The sequence below is a fragment of the Alteromonas ulvae genome, from assembly GCF_048987005.1.
GTDB lineage: Bacteria > Pseudomonadota > Gammaproteobacteria > Enterobacterales > Alteromonadaceae > Alteromonas.
In genome coordinates, this window is sequence record NZ_CP185261.1 from 226,881 (window position 1) to 242,339 (window position 15,459).

The 15,459-nt window shown below is 46.3% G+C and carries 14 protein-coding genes; 8 read left to right on the top strand and 6 right to left on the bottom strand.

Annotated elements, in window-relative coordinates; all coding sequences use genetic code 11:
* Positions 1–44: 44 nt before the first annotated feature.
* The 5 genes from ACOJR9_RS00995 to hemC all read right to left on the bottom strand — a co-directional run bounded on the left by ACOJR9_RS00995 (position 45) and on the right by hemC (position 5,677).
* Positions 45–1,271, bottom strand: a complete 1,227-nt coding sequence (locus tag ACOJR9_RS00995) for a threonine/serine ThrE exporter family protein (protein WP_420934581.1) — start codon at positions 1,269–1,271, stop codon at positions 45–47.
* Between the two features lie 338 nt (positions 1,272–1,609).
* Complete coding sequence (locus tag ACOJR9_RS01000) at positions 1,610–2,785, bottom strand: heme biosynthesis HemY N-terminal domain-containing protein (protein ID WP_420934582.1); 1,176 nt, start codon at positions 2,783–2,785, stop codon at positions 1,610–1,612.
* On the bottom strand, positions 2,782–3,966 hold the full coding sequence (locus ACOJR9_RS01005) for a uroporphyrinogen-III C-methyltransferase (protein WP_420934583.1): 1,185 nt from the start codon (positions 3,964–3,966) through the stop codon (positions 2,782–2,784). The genes ACOJR9_RS01000 and ACOJR9_RS01005 overlap by 4 nt, the downstream gene beginning before the upstream one ends.
* Positions 3,967–4,728: a uroporphyrinogen-III synthase gene (locus ACOJR9_RS01010; RefSeq protein ID WP_420934584.1), complete on the bottom strand. Its 762-nt coding sequence runs from the start codon at positions 4,726–4,728 to the stop codon at positions 3,967–3,969. It lies immediately after the preceding gene.
* Positions 4,729–4,738: 10 nt separating this feature from the next.
* Positions 4,739–5,677 carry a hydroxymethylbilane synthase gene (gene hemC, locus ACOJR9_RS01015; RefSeq protein WP_420934585.1) on the bottom strand — a complete coding sequence of 313 codons (939 nt, stop codon included), beginning with the start codon at positions 5,675–5,677 and terminating at the stop codon, positions 4,739–4,741.
* Positions 5,678–5,946: 269 nt separating this feature from the next.
* Between hemC and ACOJR9_RS01020 the strand changes: the two genes are divergently transcribed.
* The gene (locus tag ACOJR9_RS01020; protein WP_420934586.1) at positions 5,947–7,017 is read left to right on the top strand and encodes a GGDEF domain-containing protein; all 1,071 of its coding nucleotides are present in this window, start codon (positions 5,947–5,949) and stop codon (positions 7,015–7,017) included.
* A 31-nt stretch (positions 7,018–7,048) separates the two neighbouring features.
* On the opposite strand, the gene ACOJR9_RS01025 is transcribed toward ACOJR9_RS01020, so the two are convergent.
* Positions 7,049–7,720 (bottom strand): alpha/beta hydrolase, encoded by a 672-nt coding sequence (locus tag ACOJR9_RS01025; protein ID WP_420934587.1) that lies wholly within the window; start codon positions 7,718–7,720, stop codon positions 7,049–7,051.
* 158 nt (positions 7,721–7,878) lie between these two features.
* Between ACOJR9_RS01025 and gmk the strand changes: the two genes are divergently transcribed.
* From gmk to ACOJR9_RS01060, 7 genes are all read left to right on the top strand, one after another.
* Complete coding sequence (gmk, locus tag ACOJR9_RS01030) at positions 7,879–8,520, top strand: guanylate kinase (protein WP_420934588.1); 642 nt, start codon at positions 7,879–7,881, stop codon at positions 8,518–8,520.
* A gap of 223 nt (positions 8,521–8,743) precedes the next feature.
* Positions 8,744–9,016: a DNA-directed RNA polymerase subunit omega gene (gene rpoZ, locus ACOJR9_RS01035; protein ID WP_420934589.1), complete on the top strand. Its 273-nt coding sequence runs from the start codon at positions 8,744–8,746 to the stop codon at positions 9,014–9,016.
* A gap of 166 nt (positions 9,017–9,182) precedes the next feature.
* Entirely contained in the window at positions 9,183–11,294 is a 2,112-nt protein-coding gene (spoT, locus tag ACOJR9_RS01040) for a bifunctional GTP diphosphokinase/guanosine-3',5'-bis pyrophosphate 3'-pyrophosphohydrolase (RefSeq protein ID WP_420934590.1), read from the top strand.
* Between the two features lie 24 nt (positions 11,295–11,318).
* Positions 11,319–11,705, top strand: coding sequence for a RidA family protein (locus tag ACOJR9_RS01045; protein WP_032094693.1), 387 nt, complete (start codon positions 11,319–11,321; stop codon positions 11,703–11,705).
* A gap of 3 nt (positions 11,706–11,708) precedes the next feature.
* Entirely contained in the window at positions 11,709–12,416 is a 708-nt protein-coding gene (trmH, locus tag ACOJR9_RS01050) for a tRNA (guanosine(18)-2'-O)-methyltransferase TrmH (protein ID WP_420934591.1), read from the top strand.
* A gap of 132 nt (positions 12,417–12,548) precedes the next feature.
* Positions 12,549–14,621 carry an ATP-dependent DNA helicase RecG gene (gene recG / locus ACOJR9_RS01055; RefSeq protein ID WP_420934592.1) on the top strand — a complete coding sequence of 691 codons (2,073 nt, stop codon included), beginning with the start codon at positions 12,549–12,551 and terminating at the stop codon, positions 14,619–14,621.
* Positions 14,614–15,450, top strand: coding sequence for a class I SAM-dependent methyltransferase (locus tag ACOJR9_RS01060; RefSeq protein WP_420934593.1), 837 nt, complete (start codon positions 14,614–14,616; stop codon positions 15,448–15,450). The genes recG and ACOJR9_RS01060 overlap by 8 nt, the downstream gene beginning before the upstream one ends.
* Positions 15,451–15,459 lie beyond the last annotated feature (9 nt).

Here is a 15,459-nt window from a genome sequence, read left to right on the forward strand (position 1 = left end):
AAATAGGTTTTAAGTCTAACGTCAACACGATAAAAAAGGCGCTGCTAAAGCGCCTTTTTTGTTGGCATGATTACGTTCGCAAAGATAAGCCCAGCCACTAGCGACATGAAAATGAGAAACACTTCTTGGCCTAAATGGTCAGACTGTACAAAGTCTTTCCCTGTCATAAACGAATTTAGCCCAATGTAGGTTTTAGACCCTGGTACCAATACTATTAATCCGTGCATAGCAACAATGGTAGCAGGTTGATTGGCAATACGGGTAAAGCCGTTAGCAAAAATGCCTAGTGCAAATGCGCCTACGAATGCCCCTAAGCCAGGGCTCATATAATCGGCACTCCACGCTGTTGCACCGTAGGCGATAAAGGCTGCAGCTAATGCCCAAGGAATGTGTTTTACCCGAGTTCTAAAGATAGCCACCAATGCAAGGCACAGCAACAATACCGATAACCATGTTGCCCAGTAAGGCAGTGATTGTGCAGGTGTATAGGTGTTTTCGCCAAACCAATTGAAACCTGCTGTCACACCGAGAAAGGCGCCAAAATACAGTTTAAATAACTGCATAATGGCATCCATAGTACGCGCCGTACCCGACACCATGTTTCGCGAGGACAGTTCAGCTAACCCCATGGTAAGGGCTAGGCCAGGAACAAACACAATAACTGAAGAGAGGACAACGAGCGGAATGTTAATGCCCGGGTCTATATAGCTGCCCACTGCGCAGGCTAATAAGCCTGCGATAAATGCAGTCATAGGCTCTAGCATTAGCTTAACTCGTTTGGAGCGCTCTGCCCAAAGTGTCCATACAAAAGCGAGTAAGCCAAGTGCACCAGACCATCCAATTTCAGACCAGCTTGCTCCCATCAGCATAGCAAATGCGCCGGTAGCCATGCCATAGGCAAGACCCGTTGGTATTTTGCCGTACAAACTACCCATGGCATCGATTTCGTTTAGGCGAGCATCCGCTTCGCTGAGCGAAAGCTCACCATTTAACAATAAACTGGCTAATTCATCGGTGAGCGATAACGCGTTCATATCTAACTCACCCGGCATAAGGCGGGCTGCGTGGTTATATTCGTCCTCGTGTCGATCGCTCCAAATAACGACAGTCAACGAGGTGGGGGTAGATATAAAAGAGGCGTGAACACCAAGGTAGGTAGCTATCTCAGTGAGATAGGCCTCTAATCTGAATGCAGGTGTACCGTACTTGTGCAGCATTTTGCCAAGCTTAAGAATAAACTTTCGAATTTGAATAAATTCAATCGTGTCCAACAGAGTTCCTTGGTGAGTGAGGGATACAAACGAACAATATAATAAGTAAGAAAGCGATCAAGCAACTTGCCAATAAGCGTTTTCAAAAAAGTATAGGTCAACGCATAACGTCTGGCGAAAAATTGCGCGAGCTAAATTTGCGCGGAGTGTACGGACGCTTGTTTACGAAAGCAAAACAAATATTCTCGGAATAAAGATTAGAAAAAATAATAAATCGCCATAGAAGGTTGCAGTTGGGAGATACAAAAACGCGCTTTTATTCTTACTAAAGCGCGTTTTAAATTGGGTAAGCTGTGTTTGATAGCTTACATGCGTAACCTCATGCGTATTAAGTCACATTATCCGGCTATCTGTTGACCTTCTTTATATAGCTGAAGTGCCGTTGCGGTATCGTGCTGACGTTCGCTAATGGCTGATAGTAGCAGTAAGTCTTCTTTGCGCGATGCCATTTTGGTGGCTTTTAACAACGCTTTTTCTGCCAATACATCGTCGCCAGAATTAAAGGCAACGTGCCCTAAGGTAGAATAAAGCTCGATGTTTTTTTCGTCTTTTTTAATCCAGCTCTCTAATAGGCGCAGAGAGGGCGATGAATCGGGAATATTAAGTTGGGTGAACAGTGGAAACAAGCTGCTGTTTGGTCCTCGTTTTTGCCACTCTACTAACAGGGTTTGTGCATCAGAATGCATGCCTTGGTCGAGCAGTTGCTGAATGTAAGCCGCTTGATAAACATCGTCGCTACGCATTTTACGGGGCAAGTCTTCCCAGTAGCTCTTAAGCTCAACAGCGCCTTGCTTGCTAGCAATTTCGGCAAACTTACCTTTCGCGATACGCTGCGACCATGCTTTGTAGTCTTCTTTCGCTAGCGCCTTTCTCCATCTAGGTAATGTATTTTGAAGCTCTTGCCACTTGCCTAAATCAGCCAATATCTGCGCTTTAAGACGAATAACCTGCTTATTTTCTTGGTCCTTCTCATCAAGGGCATTTAGCTTTTCTAATGCGTCAGTATGTTTGCCTTCACTGATATCAATGCGAGACTGCATAACCGTTGCGGCTATTTTTGCATTTGCATAGTCACTTGCTTGTTCTAAAAAGTAACGGGCTTTACTTAACTCGCCGCTCGTAAGCGCAATTTGCGCAGAGGCAAGATAGTTTACCCCTTCAAAATTGCCGTTGGTGGTTTTGCCTAACGATTTTTGCGCTAGTTCAATATCGCCTGCGGCCATGGCATGTAGGCCATCATAAAAGGCGCGTTTACGTTTACGCTCTCCTAAGGTGCCAAACCAGCGATGAGAGCCAGTGATTAAGCTAAGCGCCCAGAGTGTGGATCGAGACAGCACATACCATGCTATTACAGCGCCGATCACCAGGATACAAAAGCTGATGATCGTCATTTCGACGGCGGTTTCACCGAGGGATATTAAAACGTAGCCTTTGTCGCCTAAAATCATAGGGCCAACAATAAGCGCAACAACGAATGCGGCTAATACCGCAAGGGCAATAGCTAACCATTTCATAGTGCACTTGCTCCTTGACCAAAGACCTGTTTAACACGACGGTCTAACAGTTGTTCCAGTGGCTTTTGCGATACAAGCTCACTAGGAATGGGGCGCGCTACATCAGTTTCTAGCAGGTTTTGTAAAGCGTTAACAAACCCGCTCACCTGACTTTTCTCTGTATCAAACTTTTCAATAAGCAGAGTTTGTGCGTACTGCAGAGACTGTTTATAAAGACCTGCGTCAGCAGTTAATGCACCAGACTGTGCATGCATCAACTGAAGTCGCAACTGTTCTTTAATGAGAAACTGAACTTCGAGGGACAATACCGGCTCAATAGGGCCTTCAATCGATTTTACCGTTAAGAAGTCATCAACTAATGAGTGCCATACTTTTGCTAAGTTGTCTTTCCAGTCGTCGGTAGACTCAGAAAGGGCATTATCTGCGGCATTGTTATCTTCAGGCTTTTCAAAGGTGTTTAACGGTAGCTTGTCAATTTGTGCCACCATACCGGTGAGCGCTAATGCTACCGAACTTTGCGACACAGGGTTTAGCTGCTGAAGGGTTTGAATATCTTGTGCCAGCGCTGCTCGAACGGGCAATATCGATGGGTCGGCTAGCGACTTAAGGCGTTTGTCAGCGTTTACTAACAATAAGATGGCGGTGCGAACGTCGCTCTCTAGCCACAGTTTTCGCCCAGCCATACGCACTAAATAGTCAGCTTCGGCAATAAGCCAGTCTGCGGGGCGACGCCCTTCCATTTGATTTAGTTGCTCAAGGGTCGATTCTGCTTTTAGAGACAGGGTCTCGTTTTGCTTTTGCAGTTCGTTAATGGTGTCTTTTAATGCATCGTTGTCGCGAGCAATTCGGCTAAGCGTACTATTTATGTCGTCTCTTTCAGAAGCTAAAGCATTAATTTTTGCAGTAGTTTGCTGTTGTGCACTTGTTATTGAACTGCTGCTAGATTGCTGCTGTGTGTAATACCAGTAGCCAGCGCCAGCCAGGCCTAATACTAATAAGAAGAGAATAAAAACGACAAACCACAGCAGGCCATTGCCAGACGATTTATTTTTTGTCTTTTTATTGGCGTCTGGCTTGGCAGAAGTTGTTGAATCTTCTGCATTGCGTTTTACATCGACACCAATCACTGCGTCATCAGTCTCTTTGTTATCTTGCACGCCATTATCTTTATTATCGGCCATTCAATACTCCCAGTTGTCCTTTACCCAAGCAATTAACGCTTGGTCAGTGGCACGGTGGCATACAAACACCTCTGTCACTCCACGTTTTCTCAGCGATATGGCTATACGTTCGCTAACCGTAAGCCAAGGCAGAGATAAAATTGCATGCCCTTGGCTGTGTATAAGTTGCATTGCCATTGCCTCGCTTGTAGCGATGATGCCGCGAACATCTTCAATTTTCCAGCACTTTGTGTAAATTGGGTCAGCAAGTTGCTCGGTTCGGTAGACGCAGAAGCTCTGACACGAGGCGCCTTTTGCACTTAGTCCGTCAGCGATGGCCTGCCTGCCGCCTTCGCCTTTTATAATAACTACTTGTTTGCCTTTTGCCTCATTAAGTTGAGGCATAGCCAATATACCTTCTGATGTATGCATCTGAGGAGTCAGTATAATGAGCGGTGATATCTGCTGTGGTTCAGCACAAAGGGCGTGATGAAGTTTTTTAGCAGTGGCATCACCCACTGCAATAATGAACGGCAGGCTGCGATTAGGCACCGCTTTTTCAATCAGTGAGTGCACCGCGTCTTCAGCCGCATCAACGGCGTACACACTGGTGACAATGATCACATCTACCCTCGTTTCTGCTAAAAATGTGCTAATGGCATTGCGTTCAGATTTGACATAGACGATGTCGCAGGTGGCCGCGCCCACTGCATCAAGCCCGGCAGCATCAAAGGCTTTTGCACTAGAGGCAAGTTTTGGCAAAGGGCGGGTGAAAAGCAGCACTTGGCGTTACTTACTCGTAAAGCGCTTTTAAAATGTCGCCAGCGCCTTGCTCTAGAAGCGCATCGGCGACTTCTATACCAATGTCTTTTGCTTTTTCTGCAGACGCAGTAGCCGAGGCGAAGAGTAACGTTGTGCCATCGGGTTTTCCAACCATGCCAGTGAGTGTAAGCGTATTTCCGTCGAGAGTCGCAAAACTGCCAATAGGCACTTGACAGCCGCCTTCTAAACGTTCGTTCATTGCCCGCTCTGCTGTTACTCGAACATGGGTTTCGTCATGGTTTAACGCGCTCAATAACTCAATAAGCGGCACATCGTCATTGCGACATTCAATGCCCACAGCGCCTTGGCCTACTGCTGGCAGTGACACTTCAGCAGGTAATGCCATTTTAATGCGATCTTGCATTTCCAATCGAATAAGACCGGCTGATGCCAAAATAATAGCGTCATAGTCGCCGGCATCGAGCTTGGCTAATCGGGTATTAACGTTACCGCGCAAGTCTTTAATAATGAGGTCTGGGCGGTGTTTGCGAATTTGGCACTGTCGGCGCAGGCTGCTGGTTCCAACAACCGCCCCATTTGGTAGTGTATCTATGCTGTCATAGTGATTAGACACAAAAGCATCAAACGGGTTTTCGCGTTCGCAAATGGCGTGTAAGCCAAATTCTTCAGGAAACGCTACCGGTACGTCTTTCATAGAGTGCACAGCAATATCGGCTCGACCTTCAAGCATGGCAATTTCAAGCTCTTTAATAAAAAGGCCTTTACCGCCAATTTTGGCAAGGGGGGTATCTAAAATCTTGTCGCCCTGGGTACTCATCGGCACCAACTCAACAGTTAACGATGGATAGTGCTTTAATAACTCTGCTTTCACATACTCGGCTTGCCATAGCGCTAGTGCACTTTTTCTGGTTGCAATTCGAATGGTGCGAGACGTACCTTGGTGACTCATGATAATTCCACGCTATAAATAGTTAAAATGATGTCGATGCTAACACTAGGCTATAATGCTGCTCAAATTTGGATGCGATACCTGACATTTAGAATTATATTCAGGAAAACGTAAGCTATATTATACGCATATCAGACGAAAATGTGTTGAATTCACGTGGTTTTCCTCTGGTTTATATGGAACAAATGCATTGAGTCCAGCGTATTAAAATTTTAAAGAGGCATCGTCTGAAGTGCCACCACTACGTTTAATGAGTAAGAGCTAGGTATATGGAACATTCATTCCTCCGTACCCTGTTAAAAGGTGTGCATAAGGACGAAGCAGAAAAAAAGCGTCGGCGTTTAACCTTGTATTTTATTTCCTATGTAGGTGGCACCATCATGGCCATTATGGCGGGAATAAATGTAGGTGGTGATAACGCGTTTTTAGTCACCGCGCTGGCAGTGTCAGCCACGGTTATTTACCTTAACGTAATAGCCTCGCATATTTTTCCCCACTCAGACGTTTCTTATTATGTAGCGGGTCTTATTGTTCTGTTTACTTTTAATGCGCTTATTTACACGGGGGGGTACAACAATACCGGCCTGTATTTTTTATACCCGCTTATCTTTGTTCAGATTATTGTAGTGAGCTTTAGGCCAGCGCTACTTTATGTAGCAGCCACCATGATGTTGGCTGTTGTTATGCTATTTAATCAGCATCTTATTTACGCACAATACGCTGAAGAAGACGTGTCCCGTTTTCTTATCTCTATGGGGTGCTTTATTTGCGTTGCCTTTATTGCAGAAAACTTTTGGCATCAAAGCAGAAAAGAAATGCTAGAAGAAAACCTAGAGCGCATGCGTCAGGCCAACACCGACCCCCTTACTAAACTGCCAAACCGACGATTCTTAGAAGCGGTATATTTTGAAAAAGTGTCGAAAGACCCCGCCAGCTACTTTCCACTCAGCACGGTTGTCGTTGATATAGACCACTTTAAAGTGATTAACGATTCTTACGGACATGATGTGGGCGATGAAGTGCTTAAACACTTTACCGAGATAATGAAAAGCGCAGTGCGCACGACAGATATTGTCGCGCGCACTGGCGGCGAAGAGTTTTTGGTTATATTTCCAAAAGCAACGCTGACTCAGGCATTAAAATTAGCCGAAATTATCCGCGGTAAAGTTGAGGCCAATCCTTTTGATAAGGCTAATATTGAGCGCCCCATTCACCATAAGATCACCGCGAGCTTTGGTGTAGCAACCGCGTTAACCGACGGTAATATAAACGCAACACTAAAGCAGGCCGATGACAACTTGTATCAAGCTAAAAACAGCGGAAGAAATAAGGTTGTTTGAGGCTTAAATAATGACGCTAAGATGAAGTGCCTTAAGCTAAAACTTTTTGCAGCCATGCGCTGATGTCGTTTAATTCCTGCATGCAGACGTTATGCTGCATAGCGTAGGTTTGCCACGTGGCATTAAAACCGTTCTCTGTCATGGTTTTAAACGCTGCATTACCCATAAATACAGGTACGACTTCGTCTTGCTCTCCATGTGCCATCATTAACGGTGTTGCTTTATTAATATCGTTTGCCTGATTTGCCAGCAACGAGGGCTCGCACATATACGTCGATAATGCCAACACGCCTGCCAGCTTAGTGTTAATACGCGGTGCTAAATGCAAAGCGATGACGCCACCTTGAGAAAAGCCCGCAAGCACAATACGGTTAGCAGCAATACCACTGTCTATTTGCGCGTTGATCAGTTGCTCTACCTGAGCTGCCGATTCTTCAACACCATCTAAATCGGCGCGACTTTCAAAATCAAGAGACTTGATGTCGTACCAAGCGCGCATTCTCATACCGCCGTTTATCGTAACGGGACGCTCAGGAGCGTGAGGAAAAAGAAACTTAACCGCCATTGAGCCTGGAAGCTTAAGCTCTGGCACGATAGGGGCGAAACCATGCCCTGAATCGCCAAGTCCGTGTAACCAAATAACGCAGGCATTTGGTGTAGAGGAGAGTGTGCTTTCTACACAGGGTAAAAGGGGCTGGGTCATTGTTTCTGTTCCTAGTGGGTTATCATTCACAACCTTCATTGGCGGGTTGTTTTAACGTTATTAGCGCCTATGGCTAACATGATAGTTACGGCATAAAACACCAATATGCTATCATTGACATCTAAAATCACCACACTTTAACAAAATTTTATTATTTCATGGCCTCACTACTCGGTAATTTGTTTATTCTTGCGGCGCCATCTGGCGCTGGAAAATCTAGTCTTATCAAAGCATTAATGGAAAAGTATGAGGGTGATGTACACTCCCCCATGCAGGTTTCGGTGTCACACACCACGCGCCAGCCTCGTCCTGGCGAAGTTGACGGCGTGCATTATCATTTTGTCTCCCGTGAGCAATTTGAAGGGCTCATCGAGCAGGGCGTATTCTTTGAGTATGCGGAAGTGTTTGGTAATTATTACGGCACGTCGCGAGTGACCATTGAGCAAACGCTCTACCGTGGCATAGACGTATTTTTAGACATCGACTGGCAAGGTGCGCGACAAGTGACGAAGTTAATGCCAGATACCTGCGGCATTTTTATTTTACCACCATCGTTAGACGTTTTAGAGCAGCGCTTGAATCACCGAGGTCAAGACAGTGACGAAGTTATCGCGAGCCGCATGGCGAAGGCAGTGGATGAAATGTCTCACTTTAATGAGTTTGGTCACATCATTATCAACGATGATTTTGCTACAGCACTTCACGAATTAGAGGCAATAGTGATTGCCCAGCGTTTACGCTCGGCTAAGCAGCAAATTCGTCATCAGCCTTTATTTGATTCGCTGCTCGGCAGCGCTTAGTGATACCATTGGTAACCCACAGCGCGTAAAACAGCGGCTGAGATAACTGCAAAACGTATACTCATAAACTGCGTGTGTCGCCATGAAATCGTTGCGAACCTCGCTTTCATATTGTGTTATTTGTGTTATTTTTCAACAAAGTGCTAGGATTGAAAGCGGTATGCGTGTATACTGCGTGGCTGTTTTTTGTATTCCTCGCTCAACCTGATTTTCGGAGAAATAGATGGCTCGCGTAACTGTAGAAGATGCCGTAGATAAAATTGGTAACCGCTTTGACTTAGTGCTAGTTGCTGCTCGTCGTGCACGTCAAATTGCCACTGGCGGGAGAGATCCTATGGTTGATGTTCAAAACGACAAGCCAACGGTATTGGCTTTGCGTGAAATTGAACAAGGCTTGGTAACAGCAGCCACTCTTGAACGAGATGCGCTTCAAACACAAGAGCGAGAAGACAATGTAGAGTTTTCTTCTGTTGCAAATATCCTGTCTGATCAATAGAAGCTGTTCATGTAGATGTTGTAACACACCTTCTTCTGGGCTGTTACAAGCAAGTTTGCGCCAGTGCTTTGAAAAAAGCACTGGCGCTTTGCTTTTAGCGTATTGGATTAATGCGCAAATAAACGTATTCTTAAGTAATTACTGGAACTAGGGGCCGTTTTTCGCTGTGTATTTGTTTGAAGGTTTAAAGCAGAAAGTTGTTGAGTATTTACCCGCTGATTTAGTGCAGCTGGTTCAAGATGCCTTCGTATTGGCGCAAGAGGCCCACGATGGCCAAATGCGTTCTAGTGGCGACCCCTACATCACACATCCTGTTGCGGTAGCGAGCATCCTTGCCGACATGCACCTTGACCATGAAACTCTTATGGCTGCCTTATTACACGATGTTATTGAAGATACTCATTATGGTCAGGAAGACTTGGCCAAGGCGTTTGGCGATACCGTTGCAGAACTCGTAGAGGGCGTAAGTAAGCTCGACAAAATAGCATTTAGCAGTAAGCAAGAAGCACAGGCAGAAAACTTTCGCAAAATGATGATGGCCATGGTGCAAGACATCAGGGTTATTCTTATTAAACTGGCCGATAGAACACACAACATGCGCACCTTGGGCTCGCTGCGACCAGACAAGCGCCGCCGCATCGCGCTGGAAACCCTTGAGATCTATTCGCCTATTGCGCATCGCTTGGGTATTCACGATATTAAAAACGAGCTTGAAGATTTAGGCTTTCAAGCCATGTATCCCATGCGTCATCGGGCACTAAAATCAGCGGTTCGTCAGGCTCGTGGTAATCGAAAAGAGATTATTGAGAATATTCGCGAAGAGCTCAGTCTTCGCCTAGATGCTTACGGCATAGAATCCAATGTATTAGGTCGCGAAAAGCACCTGTATTCTATTTACCGCAAGATGAAGAACAAAGAGTTGATGTTCGGCGAAGTCATGGACGTTTATGCGTTTCGTATCGTGGTAGATTCGGTAGACAACTGCTATCGCGCGTTTGGGGCCATGCACGGTTTGTATAAGCCCATCGAAAACCGCTTCAAAGATTACATTGCTATTCCCCGTACCAATGGTTATCAGTCGCTTCACACCTCCCTTATTGGCCCTCATGGAATTCCGGTGGAGATTCAAATTAGAACTCACGAAATGGACCAAATGGCAGACAAAGGCGTTGCAGCACATTGGCTCTACAAAGAGCCGGGTGATAACGGCACTACGGCGCAAATGCGGGCCAGAAAGTGGGCACAAAGTTTAATAGAGCTTCAGCAGTCAGCCAGTTCATCATTTGAGTTTATCGAGTCGGTAAAAACTGATTTATTCCCCGATGAAATTTATGTATTCACTCCCGATGGTCGCATTATTGAACTGCCTATGGGGGCCACTGCTGTCGATTTTGCTTATGCGGTTCACTCTGATGTGGGTAACACTTGTGTAGGCGTACGTGTAGAGCGCCGCAATTTTAGTTTAAGCAAGCCCCTCGAAAATGGGCAGACAGTAGAAATTATTACCTCGCCACGGGCAAAGCCTAATGCAAATTGGCTTAACTTTGTGGTGAGCGCCCGGGCGCGTACTCGTATTCGTCAGTATTTGCGCAAGCAGCATTCTCAAGAAGCGGTGAATATGGGAAATCGCTTGCTCAGGCATGCTCTTGGCAGTGTGAAGTTGGATGAAATACCCCATGCAGATATCGACAGGGTGGTGGCTGAAACCAAGCATGCTGATTTCGATTCTTTGTTAGTGGATATCGGTCTTGGCAACGAGCTTAGTGCTATTGTGGCGAGGCGTTTACTGGGCGAAAATACGACGGACTTATCAAATAAAAAGGGCAACGTTGCTATTCGTGGTACTGAGGGCCTTTTAGTGAATTATTCTCGCTGCTGTCACCCTATACCCGATGATGAAATTGTTGCTGTACTCAGTCCCGGTCGAGGCATGACCATTCATCAAACGGGCTGTAATAATATTCGCAAGCTAAGCAAAGAAGAGCCACAGCGTGTATTGCCCATGCAGTGGGATGATGAGCCTCAGGGCGAATTTAAGGCTTCGCTTCGCATAGAGCTGTTTAACCATCAAGGTACATTGGCAACGTTAACTAATACTATCTCTGGTTGTGATTCCAATATTATTGGTCTGCAAACCGAAGAGAAAGAGAGTAATATATATTTTATTGACCTAGAGCTAACTACGCACAATCGCGTGCATCTGGCCCGTGTTATGAAGAAAATACGCACCATGCCAGAGGTTCAAAAAGTGTCTCGTCACAGTCAATCTCGACACTAATTTAATCAAAATTTAGGAATATTTATGTCTAAGTCTATTATTCAGACCGATAAGGCACCCGCTGCTATTGGTACATACAGTCAAGCAGCTAAAGCTGGCACCACCGTGTATGTTTCGGGGCAAATTCCTCTTGTGCCTGAAACCATGGAAATGGTGTCTGAAGAATTTGAAGCTCAAGCAGTACAGGTATTTGAAAATCTTAAGGCGGTATGTGAAGCAGCCGGCGGCACCACTAACGATTTAGTAAAGGTAAATATCTTTCTTATCGATCTAGGGCACTTTGCGCTAGTTAACGAAATAATGAGTCGTTATTTTAATCAGCCTTACCCAGCTCGCGCAGCGGTTCAGGTGTCTGCATTACCAAAAGGCGCTCAAATAGAAATAGACGGGGTCATGGAACTGCCGGAGTAAGCCATGTCGCCAGAGCGTTATCAGCGCATACGATCTGTGCTGGACAAAAGGCAAACCGACCTGACGGTTTGCCTGGAAAATGTGCATAAACCACATAATGTATCGGCTGTCGTGCGCACCTGCGATGCCGTAGGCATTCATCGTGTGCACACGGTGTGGGAAAAGAAATACCAATTTCGTGGCGGTACCGCCATGGGTAGTCAAGATTGGGTGCGTCAAACCAATCACGACAACATTGGTAGTGCCATGGACACATTGAAAGCACAGAACATGCAGGTGCTGGTTACTCACTTGTCTGACTCGGCAATCGATTTTCGTGACGTGGATTACACCAAACCTACCGCCATTTTGTTTGGTCAGGAAAAGTACGGTGCAACCGACGAAGCTATTGGCCTTGCCGATCAGGACATTGTTATTCCAATGATGGGCATGGTGCAGTCGTTAAATGTGTCTGTAGCCGCTGCCTTAGTGTTATACGAAGCTCAGCGACAGCGCACAATTGCTGGCATGTATAACACCCAGCAGTTACCAGAAGAAGAGTGCCAAGCATTGGCATTTCAAAATGGCTATCCGCGCTTGTTTAAGTTGTGCATACGCAAAGGCTTGCCTTATCCCGCAATCAATAACATGGGTGAAGTGATTGCCGATGAAAGTTGGTGGCGTGAAATGCAAATAACCAAAGCTGAGGCTGAAGCACTAGAAGCCAACTAGAAAATGGTGTAAGCCTAAGGCCAGTCAGTAAAAACTGGCCTAAAGCGTACTCGCCAACCCTGCAACAATCCTTTACACTTCATTTATCGTTTTAGTATCACAATCAACCATTTGAATTGAGGATTAGGCTGCATGCAAGCACTCGCCACCACACCTATCACTGCCCTTAAAGGGGTAGGCGCAAAGGTGGCAGAAAAACTCAACAAAATCGGCTTGTTCACGCTACAAGATATTTTATTTCACCTTCCCCTTCGCTACGAAGACAGAACTCGCGTTTACAGTGTTGCTGAATGCCGTCCTTTCACCCATGTCAGCGTTCAGGGCGAAGTGATGAATGCCGATATTCAGTACGGCAAAAAGCGAATGCTGGTAGTCAAAATTAGTGACGGCACGGGCACAATAACGCTGCGCTTTTTTCACTTTGGTGCAGTGCAGCGAACAATGATGACACCTGGCAACGTAGTTCGTTGTTTTGGCGAAATTCGCACAGGAAAGTGGGGCATCGAAATGATGCACCCCGAGTTCAAAGTGGTAGATGAAGACGCGCCGCCCATTGAAGAGTCGTTAACCCCTGTTTATCCTACAACAGAGGGCATAAAGCAGCTTACCCTTCGCAACTTAACCGAGCAGGCGCTATCGCTGTTAGATAAAGGCGCTCTGGCAGATTTATTGCCAGAGGGTATTTACGATAATCAAGTGTCGCTTAATGAGGCTCTGCACACTGTACATCGTCCGCCTCCAGATGCCGATGTACATGAAATAGAAGAGGGGCTTCACCCTGCTCAATACCGTCTTATTCTTGAAGAGCTGCTATCACACAACCTAAGCGTGCTTAAAGTACGTAAGCAGTCAGATGCACAGCCGGGCATTGCCATAAAGGTAGACGACAATCTGATTGAAAAAATGCTGGCACAACTGCCGTTTTCACCTACCGGCGCACAGCAGCGGGTAGTGAACGATATTCAGCAGGACATGCAGCGTGCCAGACCTATGATGAGACTGGTGCAGGGCGATGTAGGCTCGGGTAAAACCTTAGTGGCAGCCCTTGCTGCGCTTTCCGCTATTGGCGCAGGTTATCAAGTGGCGTTAATGGCGCCCACGGAGCTACTTGCAGAGCAGCATGCGAACAATTTCAGAGGATGGCTAGAACCTTTAGGCATTGAAGTAGGCTGGTTAGCCGGCAAGCTCAAGGGTAAAGCCCGAGCCGAGGTACTGGCAAGGCTTGAGGCAGGTGATGTTCAAATGCTGGTGGGCACCCATGCTATTTTTCAGGAAAGCGTCAATTACCATCAACTGGCGTTAGTTATTGTTGATGAACAGCACCGATTTGGGGTTCACCAACGACTTGCACTGCGAGACAAAGGCGAGCAGCAAGGGCGTTTCCCACACCAGCTTATTATGACGGCAACGCCCATACCTCGTACCCTTGCTATGACGGCCTATGCCGATTTAGACACCTCAATAATTGATGAGTTACCGCCGGGGCGAACCCCTGTTACTACGGTTGTGCTGCCCGACACTCGCCGCGCAGACGTTATAGAGCGGGTACGCCAGGCATGTAAAGACAACGGCAGGCAAGCGTATTGGGTATGTACGCTAATAGATGAATCTGAAGTGTTAGAATGCCAAGCCGCCGAAGAGGCCGCTATTACCCTGCGTACCGCGCTACCAGATTTAAATGTTGGTTTAGTGCATGGACGTTTAAAATCTGCTGAAAAAGCCCAAGTCATGGCCGATTTTAAAGAAGGTAAGCTTGATTTGCTGGTTGCCACTACAGTTATTGAAGTGGGCGTAGACGTACCAAACGCCAGCATCATGATAATAGAAAACCCCGAACGGTTGGGTTTAGCACAGCTGCACCAACTGCGTGGTCGCGTTGGGCGTGGCGCGGTAGAAAGCCAGTGTGTGCTGATGTATCAAAGCCCGCTATCTAAAACCGCTACTCAGCGACTAGGTGTGTTACGAGAGAGTAGCGATGGGTTTTATATTGCTCAGCGAGACTTAGAAATACGCGGGCCGGGTGAGTTTATGGGTACACGACAAACCGGTATGGCAGAGCTTAAAATAGCCGATTTAGTGCGCGATGCAGCACTCATCCCTAAAGTACAAGAAATTGCTTATACCATGTGGGACAAATACCCCTCTCATGCGCAGGCCATTATAAATCGTTGGATTGGTCATAAGGAGCAATATGGCAATGCCTGATAGTACAAATAGCAGCGCGTCAGATAATTCGCTCACAGTCTCCTCTACACCAATGCCCATAACGGTTGCTACCGACACGAGCAGCAACTTATATGAAAGCGACTGCCGGCTGGTTAAAGATTTGGCTGCAAAGTGGCCCGAGGCGATACGTACTGAAGACAGTAAGCCCAATGACGGCCTGTACTTACAGGTAAAAGATAATGTGATAGGTTTAGCTGATGCTAATGAGAAAAAAGTACTGCCAGTAGAGGTTGATTTTGCCTCTCCTGCCAGCATGTACCGCAAGCAGCACGGCGGGGGAAGGAAAGAGCCCATAGTCAAAGCCATTGGCTTGAAAGGAAACGAAAGTTGGCATGTGGTAGACGCCACGCCTGGGCTAGGTCGCGATGCATTTGTATTGGCAAGTGTGGGTTGTAAAGTTACCATGATAGAGCGTTCGCCCATTGTTGCCGCCTTATTAGAAGACGGTATTCGACGACTAGCGATAGATTTTCCTGAGCTTGCCGAGAGAATTTCATTGCAACATGGAAATAGTGCAAAGGTGATGCAATACTTTGAGGGTGAGAGTGTGAATGCTATTTACTTAGACCCAATGTTCCCACATAAAAAGAAATCAGCCTTGGTGAAAAAAGAAATGCGATTGTTTCAACAATTGCTTGGACACGATCCAGATGCGGACGCGCTGTTACAGCCGGCTCTTGGGCTTGCTACACATCGCGTGGTGGTTAAACGACCAAACAGTGCCGATGTATTAGCTGGTGAAAAACCATCAATGGCAATTGAAAGTAAAAAACACAGATTTGATGTGTATTTGTGTCAAAATAAATAGGAGAGCAGC

Excerpts from the sequence above, each read along its gene's own strand:
- ACOJR9_RS01000 (WP_420934582.1), bottom strand. The coding sequence starts at position 2,785 with ATGAAATGGTTAGCTATTGCCCTTGCGGTATTAGCCGCATTCGTTGTT.
- ACOJR9_RS01005 (WP_420934583.1), bottom strand. The coding sequence starts at position 3,966 with ATGGCCGATAATAAAGATAATGGCGTGCAAGATAACAAAGAGACTGAT.
- hemC (WP_420934585.1), bottom strand. The coding sequence starts at position 5,677 with ATGAGTCACCAAGGTACGTCTCGCACCATTCGAATTGCAACCAGAAAA.
- ACOJR9_RS01020 (WP_420934586.1), top strand. The coding sequence starts at position 5,947 with ATGGAACATTCATTCCTCCGTACCCTGTTAAAAGGTGTGCATAAGGAC.
- ACOJR9_RS01025 (WP_420934587.1), bottom strand. The coding sequence starts at position 7,720 with ATGACCCAGCCCCTTTTACCCTGTGTAGAAAGCACACTCTCCTCTACA.
- gmk (WP_420934588.1), top strand. The coding sequence starts at position 7,879 with ATGGCCTCACTACTCGGTAATTTGTTTATTCTTGCGGCGCCATCTGGC.
- rpoZ (WP_420934589.1), top strand. The coding sequence starts at position 8,744 with ATGGCTCGCGTAACTGTAGAAGATGCCGTAGATAAAATTGGTAACCGC.
- ACOJR9_RS01045 (WP_032094693.1), top strand. The coding sequence starts at position 11,319 with ATGTCTAAGTCTATTATTCAGACCGATAAGGCACCCGCTGCTATTGGT.
- trmH (WP_420934591.1), top strand. The coding sequence starts at position 11,709 with ATGTCGCCAGAGCGTTATCAGCGCATACGATCTGTGCTGGACAAAAGG.
- recG (WP_420934592.1), top strand. The coding sequence starts at position 12,549 with ATGCAAGCACTCGCCACCACACCTATCACTGCCCTTAAAGGGGTAGGC.
- ACOJR9_RS01060 (WP_420934593.1), top strand. The coding sequence starts at position 14,614 with ATGCCTGATAGTACAAATAGCAGCGCGTCAGATAATTCGCTCACAGTC.